Source organism: Citreicella sp. C3M06 (assembly GCF_018860705.1).
Lineage (GTDB): Bacteria > Pseudomonadota > Alphaproteobacteria > Rhodobacterales > Rhodobacteraceae > Salipiger.
The window spans coordinates 1-16840 of sequence record NZ_JAHKQA010000035.1 but is presented as its reverse complement, the minus strand read 5'-3'; the positions used below and the strand labels follow the sequence as shown (position 1 = coordinate 16840).

20 protein-coding genes and 1 tRNA gene are annotated in these 16840 nt (G+C 63.6%); 5 read left to right on the top strand and 16 right to left on the bottom strand.

Annotated features, from left to right (window positions below; translation table 11 throughout):
- Positions 1–142: 142 nt before the first annotated feature.
- The 10 genes from KO516_RS06700 to KO516_RS06655 all read right to left on the bottom strand — a co-directional run bounded on the left by KO516_RS06700 (position 143) and on the right by KO516_RS06655 (position 6415).
- Complete coding sequence (locus KO516_RS06700; RefSeq protein WP_216003018.1) at positions 143–1393, bottom strand: aminotransferase class V-fold PLP-dependent enzyme; 1251 nt, start codon at positions 1391–1393, stop codon at positions 143–145.
- A complete protein-coding gene (locus KO516_RS06695) occupies positions 1390–1578 on the bottom strand; it encodes a DNA gyrase inhibitor YacG (RefSeq protein WP_216003017.1) in 189 nt (62 codons plus the stop codon). The genes KO516_RS06700 and KO516_RS06695 overlap by 4 nt, the downstream gene beginning before the upstream one ends.
- On the bottom strand, positions 1575–2591 hold the full coding sequence (locus KO516_RS06690) for a ribonuclease E/G (protein WP_216003016.1): 1017 nt from the start codon (positions 2589–2591) through the stop codon (positions 1575–1577). Before KO516_RS06690 ends, KO516_RS06695 begins: the two co-directional genes overlap by 4 nt.
- On the bottom strand, positions 2588–3163 hold the full coding sequence (locus KO516_RS06685) for a nucleoside triphosphate pyrophosphatase (protein WP_216003015.1): 576 nt from the start codon (positions 3161–3163) through the stop codon (positions 2588–2590). Before KO516_RS06685 ends, KO516_RS06690 begins: the two co-directional genes overlap by 4 nt.
- Positions 3164–3229: 66 nt before the next feature.
- Positions 3230–3448 (bottom strand): translation initiation factor IF-1, encoded by a 219-nt coding sequence (gene infA, locus KO516_RS06680; protein ID WP_005620785.1) that lies wholly within the window; start codon positions 3446–3448, stop codon positions 3230–3232.
- A 93-nt stretch (positions 3449–3541) separates the two neighbouring features.
- Complete coding sequence (locus tag KO516_RS06675; RefSeq protein WP_216003014.1) at positions 3542–4426, bottom strand: carbon-nitrogen hydrolase family protein; 885 nt, start codon at positions 4424–4426, stop codon at positions 3542–3544.
- Positions 4423–5091 carry a GNAT family N-acetyltransferase gene (locus tag KO516_RS06670; RefSeq protein ID WP_216003013.1) on the bottom strand — a complete coding sequence of 223 codons (669 nt, stop codon included), beginning with the start codon at positions 5089–5091 and terminating at the stop codon, positions 4423–4425. Before KO516_RS06670 ends, KO516_RS06675 begins: the two co-directional genes overlap by 4 nt.
- On the bottom strand, positions 5091–5489 hold the full coding sequence (locus tag KO516_RS06665) for a ketosteroid isomerase-related protein (RefSeq protein WP_216003012.1): 399 nt from the start codon (positions 5487–5489) through the stop codon (positions 5091–5093). The genes KO516_RS06670 and KO516_RS06665 overlap by 1 nt, the downstream gene beginning before the upstream one ends.
- Positions 5486–5932 (bottom strand): low molecular weight phosphatase family protein, encoded by a 447-nt coding sequence (locus tag KO516_RS06660; RefSeq protein WP_216003011.1) that lies wholly within the window; start codon positions 5930–5932, stop codon positions 5486–5488. Before KO516_RS06660 ends, KO516_RS06665 begins: the two co-directional genes overlap by 4 nt.
- Before the next feature lie 3 nt (positions 5933–5935).
- Complete coding sequence (locus KO516_RS06655; protein WP_216003010.1) at positions 5936–6415, bottom strand: UPF0262 family protein; 480 nt, start codon at positions 6413–6415, stop codon at positions 5936–5938.
- 168 nt (positions 6416–6583) lie between these two features.
- Here KO516_RS06655 and KO516_RS24525 point away from each other — a divergent pair, with 168 nt between their 5' ends.
- Positions 6584–6706, top strand: coding sequence for a hypothetical protein (locus KO516_RS24525; protein ID WP_256444158.1), 123 nt, complete (start codon positions 6584–6586; stop codon positions 6704–6706).
- A gap of 11 nt (positions 6707–6717) precedes the next feature.
- The gene (locus tag KO516_RS06650; RefSeq protein ID WP_216003009.1) at positions 6718–7383 is read left to right on the top strand and encodes an alpha/beta hydrolase; all 666 of its coding nucleotides are present in this window, start codon (positions 6718–6720) and stop codon (positions 7381–7383) included.
- Here KO516_RS06650 and hisD read toward each other — a convergent pair.
- From hisD to KO516_RS06630, 4 genes are all read right to left on the bottom strand, one after another.
- Positions 7373–8674: a histidinol dehydrogenase gene (gene hisD, locus KO516_RS06645; protein ID WP_216003008.1), complete on the bottom strand. Its 1302-nt coding sequence runs from the start codon at positions 8672–8674 to the stop codon at positions 7373–7375. The two genes, KO516_RS06650 and hisD, sit on opposite strands and share 11 nt — an antisense overlap.
- Positions 8675–8776: 102 nt before the next feature.
- A complete protein-coding gene (locus KO516_RS06640; RefSeq protein ID WP_216003007.1) occupies positions 8777–9241 on the bottom strand; it encodes a DUF2948 family protein in 465 nt (154 codons plus the stop codon).
- Positions 9238–10509, bottom strand: a complete 1272-nt coding sequence (murA, locus tag KO516_RS06635) for a UDP-N-acetylglucosamine 1-carboxyvinyltransferase (RefSeq protein WP_216003006.1) — start codon at positions 10507–10509, stop codon at positions 9238–9240. The genes KO516_RS06640 and murA overlap by 4 nt, the downstream gene beginning before the upstream one ends.
- Complete coding sequence (locus KO516_RS06630; protein WP_216003005.1) at positions 10510–10671, bottom strand: hypothetical protein; 162 nt, start codon at positions 10669–10671, stop codon at positions 10510–10512.
- A gap of 114 nt (positions 10672–10785) precedes the next feature.
- On the opposite strand from KO516_RS06630, the gene KO516_RS06625 reads away from it, so the two are divergent.
- The 3 genes from KO516_RS06625 to KO516_RS06620 all read left to right on the top strand — a co-directional run bounded on the left by KO516_RS06625 (position 10786) and on the right by KO516_RS06620 (position 11668).
- A tRNA-Thr gene (locus KO516_RS06625) sits at positions 10786–10860 on the top strand.
- 91 nt (positions 10861–10951) lie between these two features.
- Entirely contained in the window at positions 10952–11077 is a 126-nt protein-coding gene (locus tag KO516_RS24520; RefSeq protein ID WP_256444155.1) for a hypothetical protein, read from the top strand.
- A gap of 288 nt (positions 11078–11365) precedes the next feature.
- Positions 11366–11668, top strand: a complete 303-nt coding sequence (locus tag KO516_RS06620; protein ID WP_216003004.1) for a hypothetical protein — start codon at positions 11366–11368, stop codon at positions 11666–11668.
- Positions 11669–11806: 138 nt separating this feature from the next.
- Here KO516_RS06620 and KO516_RS06615 read toward each other — a convergent pair whose 3' ends face one another.
- Complete coding sequence (locus KO516_RS06615; protein WP_216003003.1) at positions 11807–16495, bottom strand: AAA domain-containing protein; 4689 nt, start codon at positions 16493–16495, stop codon at positions 11807–11809.
- The coding region (locus tag KO516_RS06610; RefSeq protein ID WP_216003002.1) for a hypothetical protein at positions 16492–16840 on the bottom strand (349 nt) is incomplete at its 5' end. The genes KO516_RS06615 and KO516_RS06610, both read right to left, overlap by 4 nt.

Here is a 16840-nt window from a genome sequence, read left to right as displayed (position 1 = left end):
CTCCGTCCTGTCGTCAAACTCGTTCGAACGTCAACGATTGGCACTGCTCTTGCAACCGTCACGCCGCCCGGGTTTCTTCTGGCTTCAAATATCCCGGGGTGAATGCCGCCATCGGCGGCAGAGGGGCAGCGCCCCCCTTTTCTTACCCCAGTATCCGCGTCATCGCCGCAAGGAAGGACGCAACCTCGCCTTCGGTGTTGTAATGGCACAGCGAGACCCGCACGCAATCGGGCTTGCCCAGCGGCGTCAGCACGTTGCCCGAATAGTGATCGGCCTTGCGCATGTGCACCCGGATGCCCTCGTCAGACAATGCCGCGACGATCTCGGCCGAGGCCTTGCCATCGACATAAAACCCCACCAGCCCTTCGCGCGCGGGGTTGTCCACCCCGCCGATGATCCCGACGCCCGGCATTTCCGCCAGCCCCGGCAGGTTGCCGGTGCCGTGCAGTATGGCGTGGGTCAGCGCCGCCTCATGCTCGTGGATGGCGCGGCCTGCCGCCTCGATGCGCGCACGGCGATCGGTTGCGTCCGACACCCGCCCACCAAGCCAGTCGAAATAGCCGACCACGTCGGAGAAGGTCGCATAGGCCCCGGTGTCGCGCGTGCCCAGCTCCCACGATCCTTCCGGCGCCCCGATCAAGGCGTTGTGGCGCAGCGCGCTCAGCCGCTCCGAGGCCCATGCCAGCCCATAACCGTGGCGCGAAAACACCTTGTACGGAGACATCACATAGCCATCGACCCCTGCCGCCGCCACGTCGATGCCGCCGTGGCAGGCATGCTGGATGCCGTCGACGATGATCAGCGCCTCGGGCGCCACCGCACGGATCGCCGCCGCAATGCCGGGCAGATCCATGCCCATGCCGGTCACCGGCGACGTGTGCAGGATCGTCGCCACCTTTACATCGGGGGTGACGGCGGCGGCATAGGCCTCTGGCGTCACGGTGCCGGTGGCATCGTCATGCGCGATCAGCACATGGCGCTTGCCCGCCACCTGCGACCAGCGCGCGGCAGCGCTGCGTGAGGCCGGATGCTCGATCATCGAGCCAAGCACCACGCCCGCCTCGCTGCCAAGACAGGCATCGGCGATCAGGCGGAACAGCAGCTCTGTGCCGCTTTCGCCGACGATGATCTTGCCCCCGGTCGCATTGAGAAACAGCGCCGCATCCGCCCGCGCCTTGTCGATCACCGACACCAGCGCGTGGGACGCGGCATTGTCGCGCCCCTGATTGTCTGGGATGGCAGCGAATTTCGCCGTGGTCTCGACCACCGATTTCAGCGTCAGCGCCCCGCCGGCGTTCTCGAAAAACACCCGCGGCCCGGTAAAGGGGCAGGTATCGACATGGGCGAACTTGCCACGGATGTCATCCAGCAGTGCGGGTGTGATGGCGGTCAATGTCTGGTATCCTCGTCTCGGGCGCGCTCTGCGGCCTCGATGGCCTCTTCGACGTCGTCGGGGTCGGTTGACGGAATCGCGTAGCTGCCCGTCATCCATTTCGCAAGGTCCACATCCGCGCAGCGTTTGCCGCAGAACGGGCGGTATTTCGGATCGGTTTCGCGGGCGCAGATCGGGCAGCTCATGCCAGGATCTCTGTCAGTGGAACCCTCTCGCGCTTGCGCTGAAGCTCGATCAGCCCCAGTTGCGTCCAGCCTGCGATGATGGTTTCGGTCGCGTCCTGCTTGAGCGCGGCGCGCAGCACCTGCTCCATCTGGCGGCGGTCCTTCTTGGGCGCGGGGGCCGGATCGACCAGCACCTGCCCGCCAAGCCCGCGCAGCTGCAGCTGCCGCGGCAGCTCGCGCAGCGCCGCCATATTGGCCTTGAGCCCGGCAGCGGGCGACGTATCGCCACCGGTATTGATATCGACCGCGACCAGCGCGCGCGTCGGCTCGATATACATCGACCCGCCCCCGGCCAGCGGCACAAGAGGCCCGCGCAGCGCGTCGATCATGTCGAACACGCCATGCGCATCGAAGCTTTCCGCGCTGTCATCGATCTCGTCGGCGGTCCATTCGCGCCAGGCGTGGATGTGGGGGCTATCGCCCTCGACCAGCACCTCGGCCGCACCGGACTCATCTGCCAGCACCTGCGCCGCAAGCTGCACCATGGCCGCGATATCCTCGGCGATATCCTGCGGATGCGCCTCGGCGCAGGACGAGCGCAGGATCAGCCCATGCTCGCCTTCCATCACGTCATGGGCGATTTCCAGCAGCGTCTCGCGCAGATCGTCATCGCGGATCTGGCGCGAGACATTGATGCCGGGCGCGCCGGGGGTGACGATGGCATAGCGTGATTTGAACAGCAGGCGCGTGTTGACCGGAATCGCCTTGCCCGGGTCGGCATAACCGCTGACCTGAACCAGCAGCGGCTGGCCCGGCGCAAGCCCCTTGACCTGCCGCAGAAACGCGTTGCCATCCGGGGTTTCAAGGAACATCCCACCCTGCCCCTTCATCGGGCGCAGCGCCACGGCACGATATATCGTGCCCGGGCGAGGATGATCGCTGTCGACAAGCAGGTCGTGAAGCTGGCCGTCGACGATCAGCGCGGCCGCTTCGGCCCCGTCGATCGCGCCAAGTGCAATGGTGCGTCCCTTCATGACCCCTCGTATAGCGGAAATCCCGCTGCCTGCAAAAGATTGGCGGTCTCGGCCAGCGGCAGGCCGACAACGGCCGGAAAGCTGCCCGAGATCCACGGAATGAACGCCCCGGCAGGCCCCTGAATGCCGTAGCCGCCCGCCTTGCCCTGCCAGTCACCGCTGGCGACGTAGCTTGCAATCTCGGGCGCCGACAGGCGTTTCATGCGCACATCGGTGACGACGTCGCGCTGCCAGATCCGATCGCCGCGCTTCACCGCGACGGCGGTGATCACCTTGTGCCGCCGCCCCGACAGTAGATCGAGGAAACGGCGCGCCTCGGCGGCATCTTCGGGCTTGCCGAGGATTCGCCGCCCCAGCGCAACGGTGGTGTCGGCGCAAAGCACCAACTCGCCGTCGCCGCAGGCGATCGCCTCGGCCTTCTCGCGGGCGAGTCGCACGCAATAAGGGCGCGGCAGCTCGTTCCTGCGCGGCGTTTCATCGATGTCGGGGGGGCGGATCTCCGACGGGGTCAGCCCGAGCTGAGCGAGCAACTCGCGCCGCCGGGGGCTGCCCGATCCAAGGATCAGTTTCATGCGCGGGCCCGCGCGAACATGGTCCGCAAAGCGGAGTTTGCCGGTGTCTTCAGGCCCATGCGAGGCTTACTTGAAGCGGTAGTTGATCCGACCCTTGGTCAGATCGTAAGGGGTCATTTCCACCTGGACCCGGTCGCCTGCCAGAACGCGGATGCGGTTTTTCCGCATCTTGCCTGCCGTGTGCGCGATGATTTCATGGCCGTTCTCGAGTTCGACCCGGAATGTCGCGTTGGGCAGGAGTTCCTTTACGACGCCGGGGAATTCGAGAGTGTCTTCCTTGGCCATGTCGTCTCCTGAAGTCGCTATTCCGCCAAAGCTCGCGGAACGCGTCAGGATATGCGCCCAAACGCGCGGCTTTTCAAGGCTAGAATAGCGAAATCACGAAAGGCTCCGCAATTCGGCGGGGTGATCCCGTCCGGCCTGCTCGTCCCAGTGGGTGCGGTTGAGCACGACTCCATCCTTGCGGACCCGCGCCACCGCGTCAAGATCAACGTCAGCATAGGTCCAGCCGGGCCGGTCCATGACCCCCTGCGCGATGATCCCGTCCTCGGGGAAGCCGGTGTCGGGCGGGCCAAAGACGCCACCCCTGCCCCGGCTGGTTTCGACGGAGGTCGACCAATCGCAATCCCCGACGGTCGAGGACATCACGGTGATGCATTGCTGTTCGATCGCTCGCGCCCGGCACCCCGAACGCACGCGGTTGAATCCATAGGCGGCTTCGGTGGTCGAGGGCACGAGGATCATATCCGCCTCGCTCAGCGCCCGGCCCAGAAGCGGATACTGGCTGTCGTAGCAGATCAGGATGCCGATCTTCCCAAAACTGGTGTCGAAGAGCTGCAACGGGCAACCGGGGACAACGTCCCAGTCTTCGCGCTCGAAACGGGTCATGATCTGCTTGTCCTGAACCACCATGTCGCCCGAAGGGGCGAAGAACCGGGCCCGGTTCACCGGGCGCGGACCGTAGGCCGGATCGAAGACCGGCGCCGAGGCGGCAAGGATATGGGCGCCATGCGCCTTTGCAAGCTCGGCATGAAGCGCATCGACCTGCGGGATCAGCTCATTCACGGCGTGTAGCGAGGCTTCGAGATCCATCGCCGTGGCCCGCCCCTTCAGCGTTGCAAGCTCCATGCAGCCAAATTCGGGAAACACCATCAGCTCGGCGCCATTGCTGGCCGCCTCGGACACCCATTCGGTGAGCTTGGCGACGTAATCGTCCCAGCTATTGAGGAAATCCATCTGATAGGCGGCGGTGGCAAGTTTCATGGCTTGAGTCCTGTTGGTGAGAGCGAAGCCGGGGCGCTGCCCCGGACCCCGGGATATTTAAGGCCAGAAGAAGATGTTTGCGGATCGAGAGGTCTGATCCAGAATTGCAGGGGGTGGTCGGTTTCCTGCGTCTCGCCCACGTCCTTCCAGCGGAAAGTCGCAACCGCATCCGGCAGGGGCGCATAGCCCCGCTTGCGCCAGAACGGGTCGAGCGGGGCGTAGCTGGCGAGCCGCAGCGGATGATCCGCCGGGCGCTGCACCGCGCAAAACGCGCTCAGGGTACAGCCCAGCCCCCGGCCATGCGCCTCGCGCAGATCAAAGAACCGATGTCCGGCGCCCTGCCCGCGATACTCTGGCAGCAATACGGATTCGGCGCAGTAGAATACCGTTGTCAGGTCGATGCCATGACCCTCGAAGGCCCCGGAGAATTCCTCGGCATGATCCAGCATATGCGTGCCGGTCGCCGCCCCGACGAGGCGGGTGCCATCGAAGGCCCCGACCAGAACCGCCCGTTCAGTGCCGTGATAGGCTTCGAGATAGCGCCTCTCGTAGGCGAGATCACCGTCGTAGAGATACGGGAACGCGCGAAACACCGAGATCCGCAGGTGGGCTACGTCGTCAAGCGCCGCGTCCAGCGCGGCGCCTGTCAGAACCTCGACACGCATCAAGAAACCTGACGGGTCCAGTCTGCGAGATTGTAATAGGTCACCACGCGGGTGATCTTGCCCCCCTTGAGGCTGAAGAACGATCCGGCGGGCAGACGGTAGGTCTGGCCCCGCGCCTCGGGCAGGCCGGCGTCGGTCTTGAGGTAGGTGCCGTTCACGGTGAATTCGGCGGCGGCGCGGCTGCCGCCCTCGGCTTCGAAGATCACCATGTCGGTGAGATTTTCGGCGTAGCAATGGCTCATATGGGCGCAAAATTCGGCGAATTTGACCTTGCCGATGCGCACCTGCCCCTCGTTGACGTGATGGGCCACCTCCGGGTCGAGGCAGGCCAGCATCGCCTCGGTGTCGCCGGCGTTGAAGGCTTCGAAATAGGCGCGGATCGTGTCGGTGGCGCTCATGTGGCTCCCCATCGGCTCTTGAGTTTCTCTCGGATCTGGTCGCGGGTCTGGCGATAGGCGTTGAGCTTGGTCTCGCGGGTTTCGCCCAGCCCCGTCGGATCCATGATCGGCCAGTATTCCACCGTCAAGTGGTAGAAACGGGTGAGGTCCAGCGCCGCGCGCTGCGAGGCGGGCGACATGGCGACGATCAGATCGAACCCCGACAGCGCCTCTCCCATCTCTTCAAGCTCTTCAAAGCTGCGCGACTTGTGATGATCAAGCTCGACCCCGATTTCGCGGCACACCGAAATGGCAAAACCGTCGACATCGAGATCGTTGACCACCCCGACCGACTGTACATAGCTTTCAAAACCATAGAGTTTCTTCATGATCCCCTCGGCCATGGGCGAGCGGACGGCATTGTGGTCACAACAAAAAAGCACCGATTGTGGCAGGCTGGCCAAATGTCAGCCTCCGAAATGCAGCACGCAGATCAGCGTGAAGAGGCGGCGCGCGGTGGCGTCATCGACATCGGCCTTGCCCTCCAGCCGCTCTTGCAGGATGCGCGCACCTTCGTTGTGAATGCCGCGCCGGGCCATGTCGATGGTTTCGATCTGGCCGGGCGTCGCGGTCTTGACCGCATCGAAGTAGCTTTTGCAGATCTGAAAATAGTCGCGCACCACCTCGCGGAAGGGCGACAGCGACAGGTGGAATTCGGCGCAGGGTTCACCGCTTTCACTGGCCACGTCGAAAACGAGGCGCTTTTCGCGGATGGCGAGGGCCAGCGTATAGGGCCCGGCGGGTACCTCGCGCTCGTCGCGCATTGGCAGCGTAAAGCTGTTCTCTTCCATAAGGTCGAACATCGCCACCTTGCGCTCCTGCTCGATCTCGGGCGTGGGCGGCGGCAGGTTCGCATCGTCAAGGACGATCTGCGAGATGTGGCTCATGAGCGGCATCCTTCAGCGGGTCGCGAAGTGGTAGCGCGCCCCCGCTACCGGCGCAACCGCGATGGCCCGACGCCGGGGTTATTCCCGCATAGCGTGTTTCATGCTGAGCTCACAGCGCATTTACACCACAGGTTTTCATCGCATGACAGCTTTTCAGGGGGACCCGCCATGAGCAACCGCGCATTCGTGCGGGTGCCCGGCTTTGGCCGCAAGATGCGCTCTCAGGAGCGTGACGGGCAAACCGTCGCGCTGAGCCATTACACCGATGGCTGGCGTGGGACTAGCTGCTGACGGAAACGGTGATGTCAATCTTGGTGCTGGTCTGGGGCGCCGGGCTTCTTGAGAGTTTTTCCAGCATCTCGGCCTATCTCAAGTCCTATCTGCGCGACGAGCCACAAAGCGGGCAGCCTGCGGGCATCCGGGCGATGACCCGCCGGCGGGTGCTGGATTTGCTCGACCAGCTCGAGACCAACCCAACCGTGCACTACGATGAGATCTACGTGGTCGGCCATTCGCTGGGCGGGGTCATCGCGGTGGATGCGCTGGCGGAATTCGGCGATCGCAATGACGGCGTGGTGCTGTTCACTTGGGGGTCGATGCTGGGGCTGGTGACCCAGCAGGAGCCGCTGATCGAAGCCGAGATCGCCAAGTGCTACGAGGCCCCGACCCGCCTGAAGGGCTGGATCGACATCGTCTTCGCCAAGGACATGCTCAGCTCGCGCGTGCCGGTACCGCGGCGGCGCACGGAAGGCGGCGGCTTTGGTGAGACGCATGCGCGCGTCTTTGCCGCCTCGCGCAGCCCGCGCTTGCCGCGGGGGCTGAGCATCTTCGAACTCGCCAGCGTGCATGACGCCTATTTCCGCTGCGAAGACGCCATGCTGATGCTGGTCGGCCCGGCCAGCGCCCTGCCCGCGCCGGACCTCGGCACCCCCGAGGCCGCGCAGACGAGCGCCGCGATCAGCCGTTGAGCTTGCGCAGCCGCGCAGTAACGCTCAGCCCGTGGGCCTGAAGGCTTTCCGACGTCGCAAGGGTTTCGGCGGCCGGGCCGATGGCGCGCAGCGCCTGCGGCGACATCTGCGCCAGCGTCGTACGCTTGAGGAAATCCAGCACCGACAGCCCCGACGAGAACCGCGCCGAGCGCGCCGTCGGCAGCACGTGGTTTGGCCCGCCGACGTAATCGCCAATGGCCTCGGGAGTCCATTGCCCCAGAAAAATCGCGCCCGCATGGTGGATCTGTTCCGACAGCGCCACCGGGTCGGCGACGCATAGTTCAAGATGCTCTGGCGCGACGCGGTCGGACAGTGCCGCCGCCTCATCCAGATCCCGAACCACGATCACCGCGCCATAATCGCGCCAGCTTGCACCGGCGATGACCGAGCGCTCCAGCACTTGAAGCTGGCGGTCGATCTCGGCCGCGACCGCCTGACCAAAGGCGGCATCGGTGGTGACAAGGATCGACTGGGCGCTTTCGTCATGCTCGGCCTGGCTCAACAGGTCGAGCGCGATGAATTCGGGGTCATTGTCGGCATCGGCGATCACCAGAATCTCGGACGGACCGGCGATCATGTCGATGCCAACCTTGCCAAATACCCGCCGCTTGGCCGCCGCCACGAAAGCGTTGCCCGGCCCGGTGATCTTGTCGACCGGCGCAACGCTTTGCGTGCCATAGGCCAGCGCGGCGATGGCCTGCGCGCCGCCAAGGCGGTAGATCTCGTCGACCCCGGCGATGCGGGCGGCCAACAGCACGGCGGGATTGATCACGCCGTCCGGGGTCGGCACGGTGATGCACAGCCGCTCGACCCCCGCCACCTTGGCCGGAATCGCATTCATCAGCACCGACGAGGGATAGCTTGCCAGCCCGCCCGGCACATACAGCCCCGCTGCCGAAACCGGCGACCAGCGCCAGCCCAGCGTCGCGCCGTCCGGGTCTGTCCAGCGGGCGTCATCGGGCATCTGGCGCACGTGATAGGCGCGGATGCGCTCTGCGGCCTTTTCCAGCGCGGCGCGTTCCTCGGCAGAGACCTTGGCGCATTCGGCGGCGATCTCTTCGGGGGTAAAGCGCAGCTGCTCTACCGTCAACTCCAGCCTGTCGAAGCGCGCGGTATAGTCAAGCAGCGCCGCATCGCCACGCGCGCGCACCTCGGCGATGATCGCCGCGACGGTGTCGTCGACATCGGGGCTGTCTTCGCGCTTGGCGGTGAGCAGCCGCGCGAATTCAATCTCGAAATCGGGCTCGGACGTGTCAAGAAACACCGGCATCACGTATCCTTTCGCAAGCTGCGCAAGCCTCTAAGGCGGCAGGGCCAGCCCGGCAACCCCGCCCCGTCATCTTTGCGGCATATGCCGCGCGGGGCAAAAGCGCTAGCCGCCGTGATCGGGCAGCTTGCCCGACACTGCCGCATAGGGGCGCGTGACGTCGCGCAGCCCCAGTTCCAGCGCCTCGACCTTTGCCCTCAACGCCCCGTCTCCGGCGAGGGTGAACAGCACATGGCCGCTGCCCTCTTCACCCGGCTCGAAGCTGACCGACAGGATCGACAGCACCGTGTCCGTGTCGCCCGGCGTGACGCCCTGCGCCGAAACCCCCAGCACGTTTTCGACCGTCAGCATCGCGCGCACCCGTTCGGGGGGCGAGACATGCATGCCATCCTCGCGCCGCAGCCGGTTCACCAGCAGCGCCAGTCGCCGGTGGCGTTTCTGCCATGCGATGTCCGACGCGGTCAGCACCGCATCCTGAAGCAGCGCCGACAGCACGGTCAGATCATCGGCGTCCATCGCGCCAAGGTTCAGCGGCGCGCCGCCAGCGTCTTCGAATCTTGCATCACTCACGCGTCTTTCACCCGTTCGATCTTTGCGCCCACACCCGAAAGCTTGCGCACCACATGTTCATAGCCACGATCCAGATGATACACCCGGCTCACCACGGTTTCACCCTCGGCGGCCAGCCCGGCAAGAATCAGCGACACGCTGGCGCGCAGATCGGTGGCCATCACCGGCGCGCCCTTCAGCCGGTCCACCCCGGTCACCGTAGCGGTGCCGCCGTGAACATCGATGCGTGCGCCCATGCGGAGCAGCTCTGGCGCGTGCATGAAGCGGTTCTCGAAGATCTTCTCCTCCAGCACCGACGTGCCCTCGGCGGTGCACAGCAACGCCATGATCTGCGCCTGAAGATCGGTCGGAAAGCCGGGGAATGGCTCGGTGGTCACATCAATCGCCTTCACGTCGCCGGTCTTGCGCGCGACCTTGAGCCCGCTCGGCGTTTCCTCGACCGAGATCCCCGCCTCGTCAAGCTTGTGGCAGAAGGCTTCGACCAGCGCGATGGTGCCGCCAAGACATTCGACCTCGCCGCCGCAGATTGCCGGAGCCAGCATGTAGGTGCCCAGTTCGATGCGGTCGGTGACCACCCGGTGAGTCGCCCCGCCCAGCCGGTCGACGCCCTGAATGGTGATGGTGTCGGTGCCCTCGCCTTCGATCTGCGCGCCCATCTTGCGCAGGCATTGCGCCAGATCGACGATCTCGGGCTCGCGCGCGGCGCGCTTGATGACGGTGGTACCCTTGGCCAGCGTCGCGGCCATCAGCGCGTTTTCCGTCGCGCCGACCGAAACGAAGGGGAATTCGATGATCCCGCCGTGCAGCCCGCCGATCGGGGCCTTAGCGTGGACATAGCCCTCGCGCAGGTCAAGCTCTGCCCCCAGCGCCTCTAGCGCGCGCAGATGCAGATCGACGGGGCGTGCGCCAATCGCACAGCCGCCGGGCAGCGACACCTGCGCCTCGCCATGACGCGCCAACAGCGGGCCAAGCACCAGAATCGACGCGCGCATCTTGCGCACGATGTCATATTCGGCGCGAGTCGAGGTCAGATCGTGGCTCGACATCGCGAGCACCTGATCGTCCTGCAACCCCGACACTTCGGCCCCCAGCGATTGCAGCAGCGTGGTCATGGTGCGGATGTCCGACAGGCGCGGCGCATTGGTCAGCGTCAGCGGCTCGTCCGACAGCAGCGTCGCGGGCATGAGGGTCAGGCAGGCGTTCTTGGCACCTGCAATGGGGATCTGGCCTGAAAGCGGGCCGTTCCCGGTGACGACGATGGAATCCATCTATTCTGTGTCCTTCTCGCTGCTCTGCGCCTCTTGGGGCTTTTCATCCTGCCGCGCCCGCGCCTGCTGCTTGCGCCGGGCAAGATTCGCCTTGAGCGCGGCTTTGAGCCGCGCCTCACGGTCTGGTTTCCCTGATTTAGGGCTGGCTGTCTTGCGCTTCATGGACCTTCTTTAAAGCAGCGTGAAAAAACCGTCCAGAAGGGCTTGCGCGCTTTGAACTTTGCCTTTAGAGACCCGCCCACACCAGATGGCACAACGGGCCACACGGTGGACGGCGCTGCTGTAGCTCAGAGGTAGAGCACTCCCTTGGTAAGGGAGAGGTCGAGAGTTCAATTCTCTCCAGCAGCACCACTTCAACGCATTGAAATCACTAAAAATCCTGTTTATCAGGAGTTTGTGCCGCCTCACTGGTACATAGAGGTGGTACATGATGAGATGTGCTATGCCCCAACCCGTCCTGATCGGATCGACATTTTACCTCCGGCTTCACGTCCCCACCGACGTGGCCAGCAAGGCAAGCGAAACCACCGTTGCCATCCCGGTCGCAGAGCGCATCAGTCAGGCGTAGCTGACCACACGCCAAGGCATCGCTGCGCACGAAAGACTGGCCGAAAGCCAAGCGGCGCTTGAGCAGCATTGGGAGGCGCTCAGGTCCGGACCGAAGCCTCTGTCGCACAAGGATGCCGTCGCCCTGTCCGGTGAGATCCTCGCCGACTTCCTCAACATCTTCGATGACAACCCCGGCGAGCCGGACCGCTGGAAGCGAGTCGCGAAGCTTGACGCTGATTCCCGTGAGGGCCGCCATGGCCCCTACGCTGAGTTGATGATTCCAACCGCGACAACACAACAATCCGCAATGGAGGAGCGCTTCGGCGGGTTTGCCGATGTTGTGCTTGCGCGGCATCACCTCGTGGTCGATTCGGTATCTCGCTCCCGTCTGATCGCTCGTGTCGCAGCGGCGATGGAGGATGTATCCACAGTCAACTTGGCACGAGCACAGGGCGACTACTCGGAAACCGGCATTCAGAAAAAGTTCCCGACCTACACGCCGACTCAAGCGCCAAAGCCCACAGCGGAAGCCCGGAGCAAAGACACGACCTTCATCACCGTCATCGACAAGGAGGTCATCCACAGCATCCGGACTGTAACAGCCCCCTGACCTCGATGCGAAGGCCTCGGGTGTCGCTGACGCCATAATGACCTGAGCGCCCAGCGTCTCTGAAGGCGTCGCGTTCTCGTCACGCAGAGCGGCCACCGATGGCGTTGGCACCGGCGGCATCGAAGCATCCGCGACTTCCTAGTCAGCGTGAGCGTCTTCGTCGGTCGGTAGATCCGCGAAGGCCGGGGGTGCGTCGCCTGTTTCGGTGAACATATCGACGACAATCGTCTCGGTGAAGCGCTCGTCGATCGTGATCGCCCCAATCGGGTCGATCTTCATCCGATCGAGTGTCTCAACGAGGTTCTTCCACCAGAACTCCTTCTGGGCATTCCACTGGCTGCCGAAGACGCGCCAGAATGTCCAACCGGCGCGTTCGAGGGCGGCTTGACGCGCCATGTCCCGGCCCCAGACTTCGGGCCCGTGATATTGATCTCCGTCGAGTTCGATGGCGAGGCGGCGATCATCGTGGCCTTCGACCACAAGGTCGATGGAGAATCCGCCGGCCTTGACCTGCGGGCGGACGCGATAGTTCGCCTCGAGGAGCCGGCCCAGCACTTCGCGCTCGAAGCCGCTGTCGCAGCGGTCCATGAGGTCGGCGCTTTCGGTGCCAGTAACGACCCGGCCATTCGGCATCGGGTCGGCGAAGTGGTGAAGGATGTCCGCCTTGATATCGGTGGGCTTGAGATCCTCGAGGCCGACGGAGCGAACGAGGTAAAGTCGGTCCCGGGCCCGGCTCATGGCCACGTTGATACGTTGCTGGTCAGGCTTGGAGCTTTGGGATGTCACCCGGCCAGGGGTTGCCACCATGGACAGGAAGACGATGGAACGCTCCTGCCCCTGCATGGTGCGCGCGTCGCCATAGATGATCCGGCGCTCCTCGATTTTCTCCGGACCGATGCGCTCGTCTTCGACCAGCATGCGGCCGATCTTCTCGGCCTGCTCGCCGCCGATCAGGGAGATCACGCCGATATCGCGCCCCTTATGGGCCGGGTCATCGATGATCTTGGCGATCTCGTCGACGATCCAGCGGGCTTCATAGGGGTTGGTCTTGCCCTGGCGCACGGCGCCGGGAATGTAGACATCCACCAAGGGCGGATCGAAGCGCTCGGAGGCCTTCGGCACCCGGAGCGGGACCAGGGCATTGTTGTAAAAGCGGGTGGAGAACTGGATGATCGGCGCCACGCAGCGAAAATGCTCACGCAGCATGACATGGCTCTCGGGGTGCATGCGCTTGGTCATCTCGAAGATCGAGGTGTTCTCGTCGATCAGCCCGGCATTGGGCAGCCCGTCGAGGAACTCGGCGCGCAGCGCATTGATCTTCTGAACGGAAATACCGACCGCGCTTGGCGAGACCTGTGCCTCGTCGCCCACGACAAGGATCTTCTTGCCGCGTGCCAGCGCCGCGATTGCGGTGATGTCGCTCTGAGAGGCCTCGTCCAGGATGACCAGGTCGAAATCACCGAACTCAGGCGGTAGTTGTTCGGGGATCTTGTATTCGGGCATGATCCAGACCGGCGCTGCGGAAGAGGCCTGTCGTGCCGCTTCCTGTGCCGCCCGGATGAAACGGGGCGCCTTCTTGCCCTTGCCGGTTCCGATCTTGGAAATGGCCTGGGTGAAGGCTTCCATCGCCTGGCGCACGCGCGGCGTCATGCGCCGGGCGAGGCCCAGCAGGGTGCGGACACGAATCAGATCTTCGAAGTGTTTGCGTCGCCGCTGCATCGCGTCGGCCTTGGCTTTGCGGTATTCGTCGCCATTGCCGAGTTCGATGATGTGCTGGACGCGGGTTGTCATCATGGCCCAGCTCCAGGCCGCCTGCCATCTGTCGGGGATCAGGGAGGGTGCGTTGAGAGGATCGTCTTTCAGGCGCTCGGCCCATTCCGGCGCACCGCAGTCGGAAAGCACTTTCAGGGCTGCACCCAGCTGCTTGAGCCGGGAAGCAATCTCGGAGAGGCGCGTGATCTCCCTGGTGATCTCGCCACGCAGGGTGACGATCTGCTGAGGATCGGTTTCCGGTTGGCCGATTGCGGACGCAAGGTCGCGCATGGCACCGAAAATCGGCAGGGCCTTCTTGCCGGCAATCGCGGTGAGGGTGGTGAGCGCCTGAGGCGTGCGGTGCGCATCCGGAAGGTTGGCGCGCAGGGCGAAGAGCGCAGGCTGGCAATCAAGCGCCTTGATTGGCCCGTCGATGTCGAGGCCGTAAGGGAAGAGAGCACGCAGCGCTATGCGAATGGGGACGAGACGTCGTGCGATCTCCAGCGCGCGGTTTGCTTCTGACTGCCTGTCTTTCAGGTATGTCGCGAGCGCCCAGGGCTCGTGGGGCACAGACCCCATGACACCGAACTCGATGAAAGGCATGAGGGCGCTGTTGATGCTGTCCCTGCTTTTCTTCAGGCGGCAGGCTGCATGGACTGCGCGCCAGTCATCAGCATTTGAGGGCTGTTCGCCGTTGACGCGGACGCTGGCAACAGCCTGCTTGAGAGCCCCGCCGAAAAGCGAGAAACCAACCGGCTTCTGACCGGCGCCGCCGCGTTGCGCCGCGCCCTGAAAATCCTCCAGGCTGCATGCGTCGAGCGAGAAACGAACAGTGGCGATCGCTTCAAGATTTTCTTGCCGGGCGAGGACGTCCCGGATCTTTTCGATCGCGGAGCAGTCGAGCGGAGCCTCGTTCCGGATGGCGAGAGCTGCGAGATCGTGCTCCTGTTCACCCAGTTCTTCGATTGCAGCAGCGCAAGCCTCAAGTTCCTGGAGAACGTTGCGCGCCTGGCTTTCGGCGCCGGCGCTGTCGAGCGCCATTTTAGCTGCGCCGGAGTAGTCGACCACCTCGCGGGAGTTCCAGGCAAGCTCCACATCATGGGCGGCAATCAGGTCGGCTGTTGCGGGCAACTCGTCCGGCTGTGGAAGATCTGCGCCGGCGTAGATGATGTCGCCAGCGAGCTCGGGCAGAGCCTGCCTGAGGTAATGAAGAAGATCTGCCAACTGCGAAGGCGGGAGATCCTTTGGCCGGTCGGTGAACCAGCCATGCTGTTCGGCATCGGCTTCGAGGATTTCGACGAGATCCATCGGGGGATGGGTTTTCCCCTGCCACTCAAGAGGCGCCAGGTTGGTGCGGGCGATCTCTGCAAGCTTCAGGTCCGCCTGCGCAGCCTCGTTGTCGCAATCGACGATCTTGCGCTCAAGCATGGCTTTCGTGGCGAGAGCTTCGTCGATATTCAGTCCAACGACTTCGTTCGAAAGCTCTGTGACAGCATTCTGCAGCTGTTGTGCGCTCTCGCGGTCGGTGCCGACCGAGGCGATGACGAGGGGCTGGAGGCTCTTGGGAAGTTTCTCGCGCACCGCGGCGATAGCCTCTGGCGTCCGGGCGGTGACAAGCACACGCTTTCCGGTCGCCATCTGATGGCTGATGATATTCGCGATGCTGTGGCTTTTCCCGGTGCCGGGAGGGCCGGAAACCGTTGCGACGTGGAGCGACTTGTCGTCGATCATGCTCGAGATCTTGCCCTGCTCCTCGTTGAAGGGGAGAGGGAAGAAATGCACCCGCCTCGAGTTCAGCATTGCAGCCGCCCCGCCCACAGGGCTGGCGGATGGCTCCCGATCGGATGCTCTGGAACCGGACGGGGAGTTCCAGGTGTTTTCCCCTGCCCCGGCCAGAATGGTGCTGTCGATGCCCCAGTCGGAAACCGCGGCAAGAGCGACATCGGAAGGCGGCTTTGCGAAGCCCTTGACGGATGACGGCACGGAGATGTTCTGATCCGCGATCCGCTTGCGCAGGGCATCGAGATCCTGAGACCGAGCCTCGTGCGATCGCGGCCGGCCAAAGATGGCCCAGCTCGAGGCGATCCTAAGATCGGAGCCGATGCGAGGAAGGGCTTCACCGGCATCGATGCGAACCCGGTCGATATGCTCACCTGTACTCGAAAGGTTCGAGGCGGCGGTATCAAGGATGGGCTCGAGTGCGGTCGTGAAGGGAGAGATCTCCGCGTCGCCTTGCATGATCTGGGCAAGACGATCTTGCAGGTCACGCTGAAGCTTGGGGGAGCCATCGATCTCGATTTCGAGATAGGGCTTCAGCGAGAGGGTTGGCGGAAGGTCGCGAGGATGGATGGCGATCGCACCACCGTCTTCGACCTCGATATCCACCAGCTGTTCCACGATCGGCATGTCGATCCTCTGGCCGGCATGCTCCCATCGGCCGATCCCGATGCCCCAGACCAGCTCGGGCGGGGTGGATTCAGCCGTGTGGATGCTGGCGTGGATCTTGAAGAGGTCGTTGTAAAAGGAGATCGATTTCCGGATCGGTTTTTCATTTCGCGCCCAGTCAGCCCAAGGGCCACGGGTATAGCGCTGGAAATCCCGCTGCATTTCCTTGCAGTCTTCGGCAAGAAGGACGATCTTGACGTGGTTTTCGATCTCGACACCATCGGCAATGATCGCCTTTACGTTTTCAGGCCGCAGCAAACCCGCCTCTTCCAGGTCGGAGGCCTCCTCGATCGAAACCTCGATCGAGATGGCGCTTTTCATGACCGGCGGCTTGGCGGGATCGGTGGGCCCCACGGTCAGGAAGCTGGCGACGTAGTCGACTGGCTCTGGCGGTTTGGTTTCACGCTGTCTGTCGATGCGCAGCCAGGAGCCATCATCGCAATCGAGATGCAGGCCGGGAAGTCCCTGCATATCACCTTCATGAAAGACACCAAGCCCTGCTGACATGGTCATCTGGACCTTCTCGCGCGCGGTCAGGACACCTTGAGCAAAGCCAAGAAGGCCAGAAAGTTTCTGGCGGTCGTCAGGGGATAGCTCCTCATCCGGTTGGACCGTGTATTTCTTGTTCATTTTAGATCCCGGCCTCTGAATTCTTCAAGAAACCCTAAGTTCGGTTGACTTCGACACAGATGTGTTGGGTTTGAAATCGCGGTTCTGGTTGAAGCTGACCGCAAACACAACCCGAAGACGATCATTCTGATGTTAAAAGCAAATTTTGGTGAATTCAGTATTGTGCTGAACCAATCAGAAACCAACTGTTGGATCTTGCAACAGCAAAGGCCGATCTGAAAATCACCCGTACCGGCGGCGCAGTGGAAACGGTCCCGTGAGAAGATGATGGGGAGTCCGCTGAGACGCTTTCCGCCATCACGCGGCTTTGATGCTGTAACTGCCCCCGACGGCATCTGTGTGCCA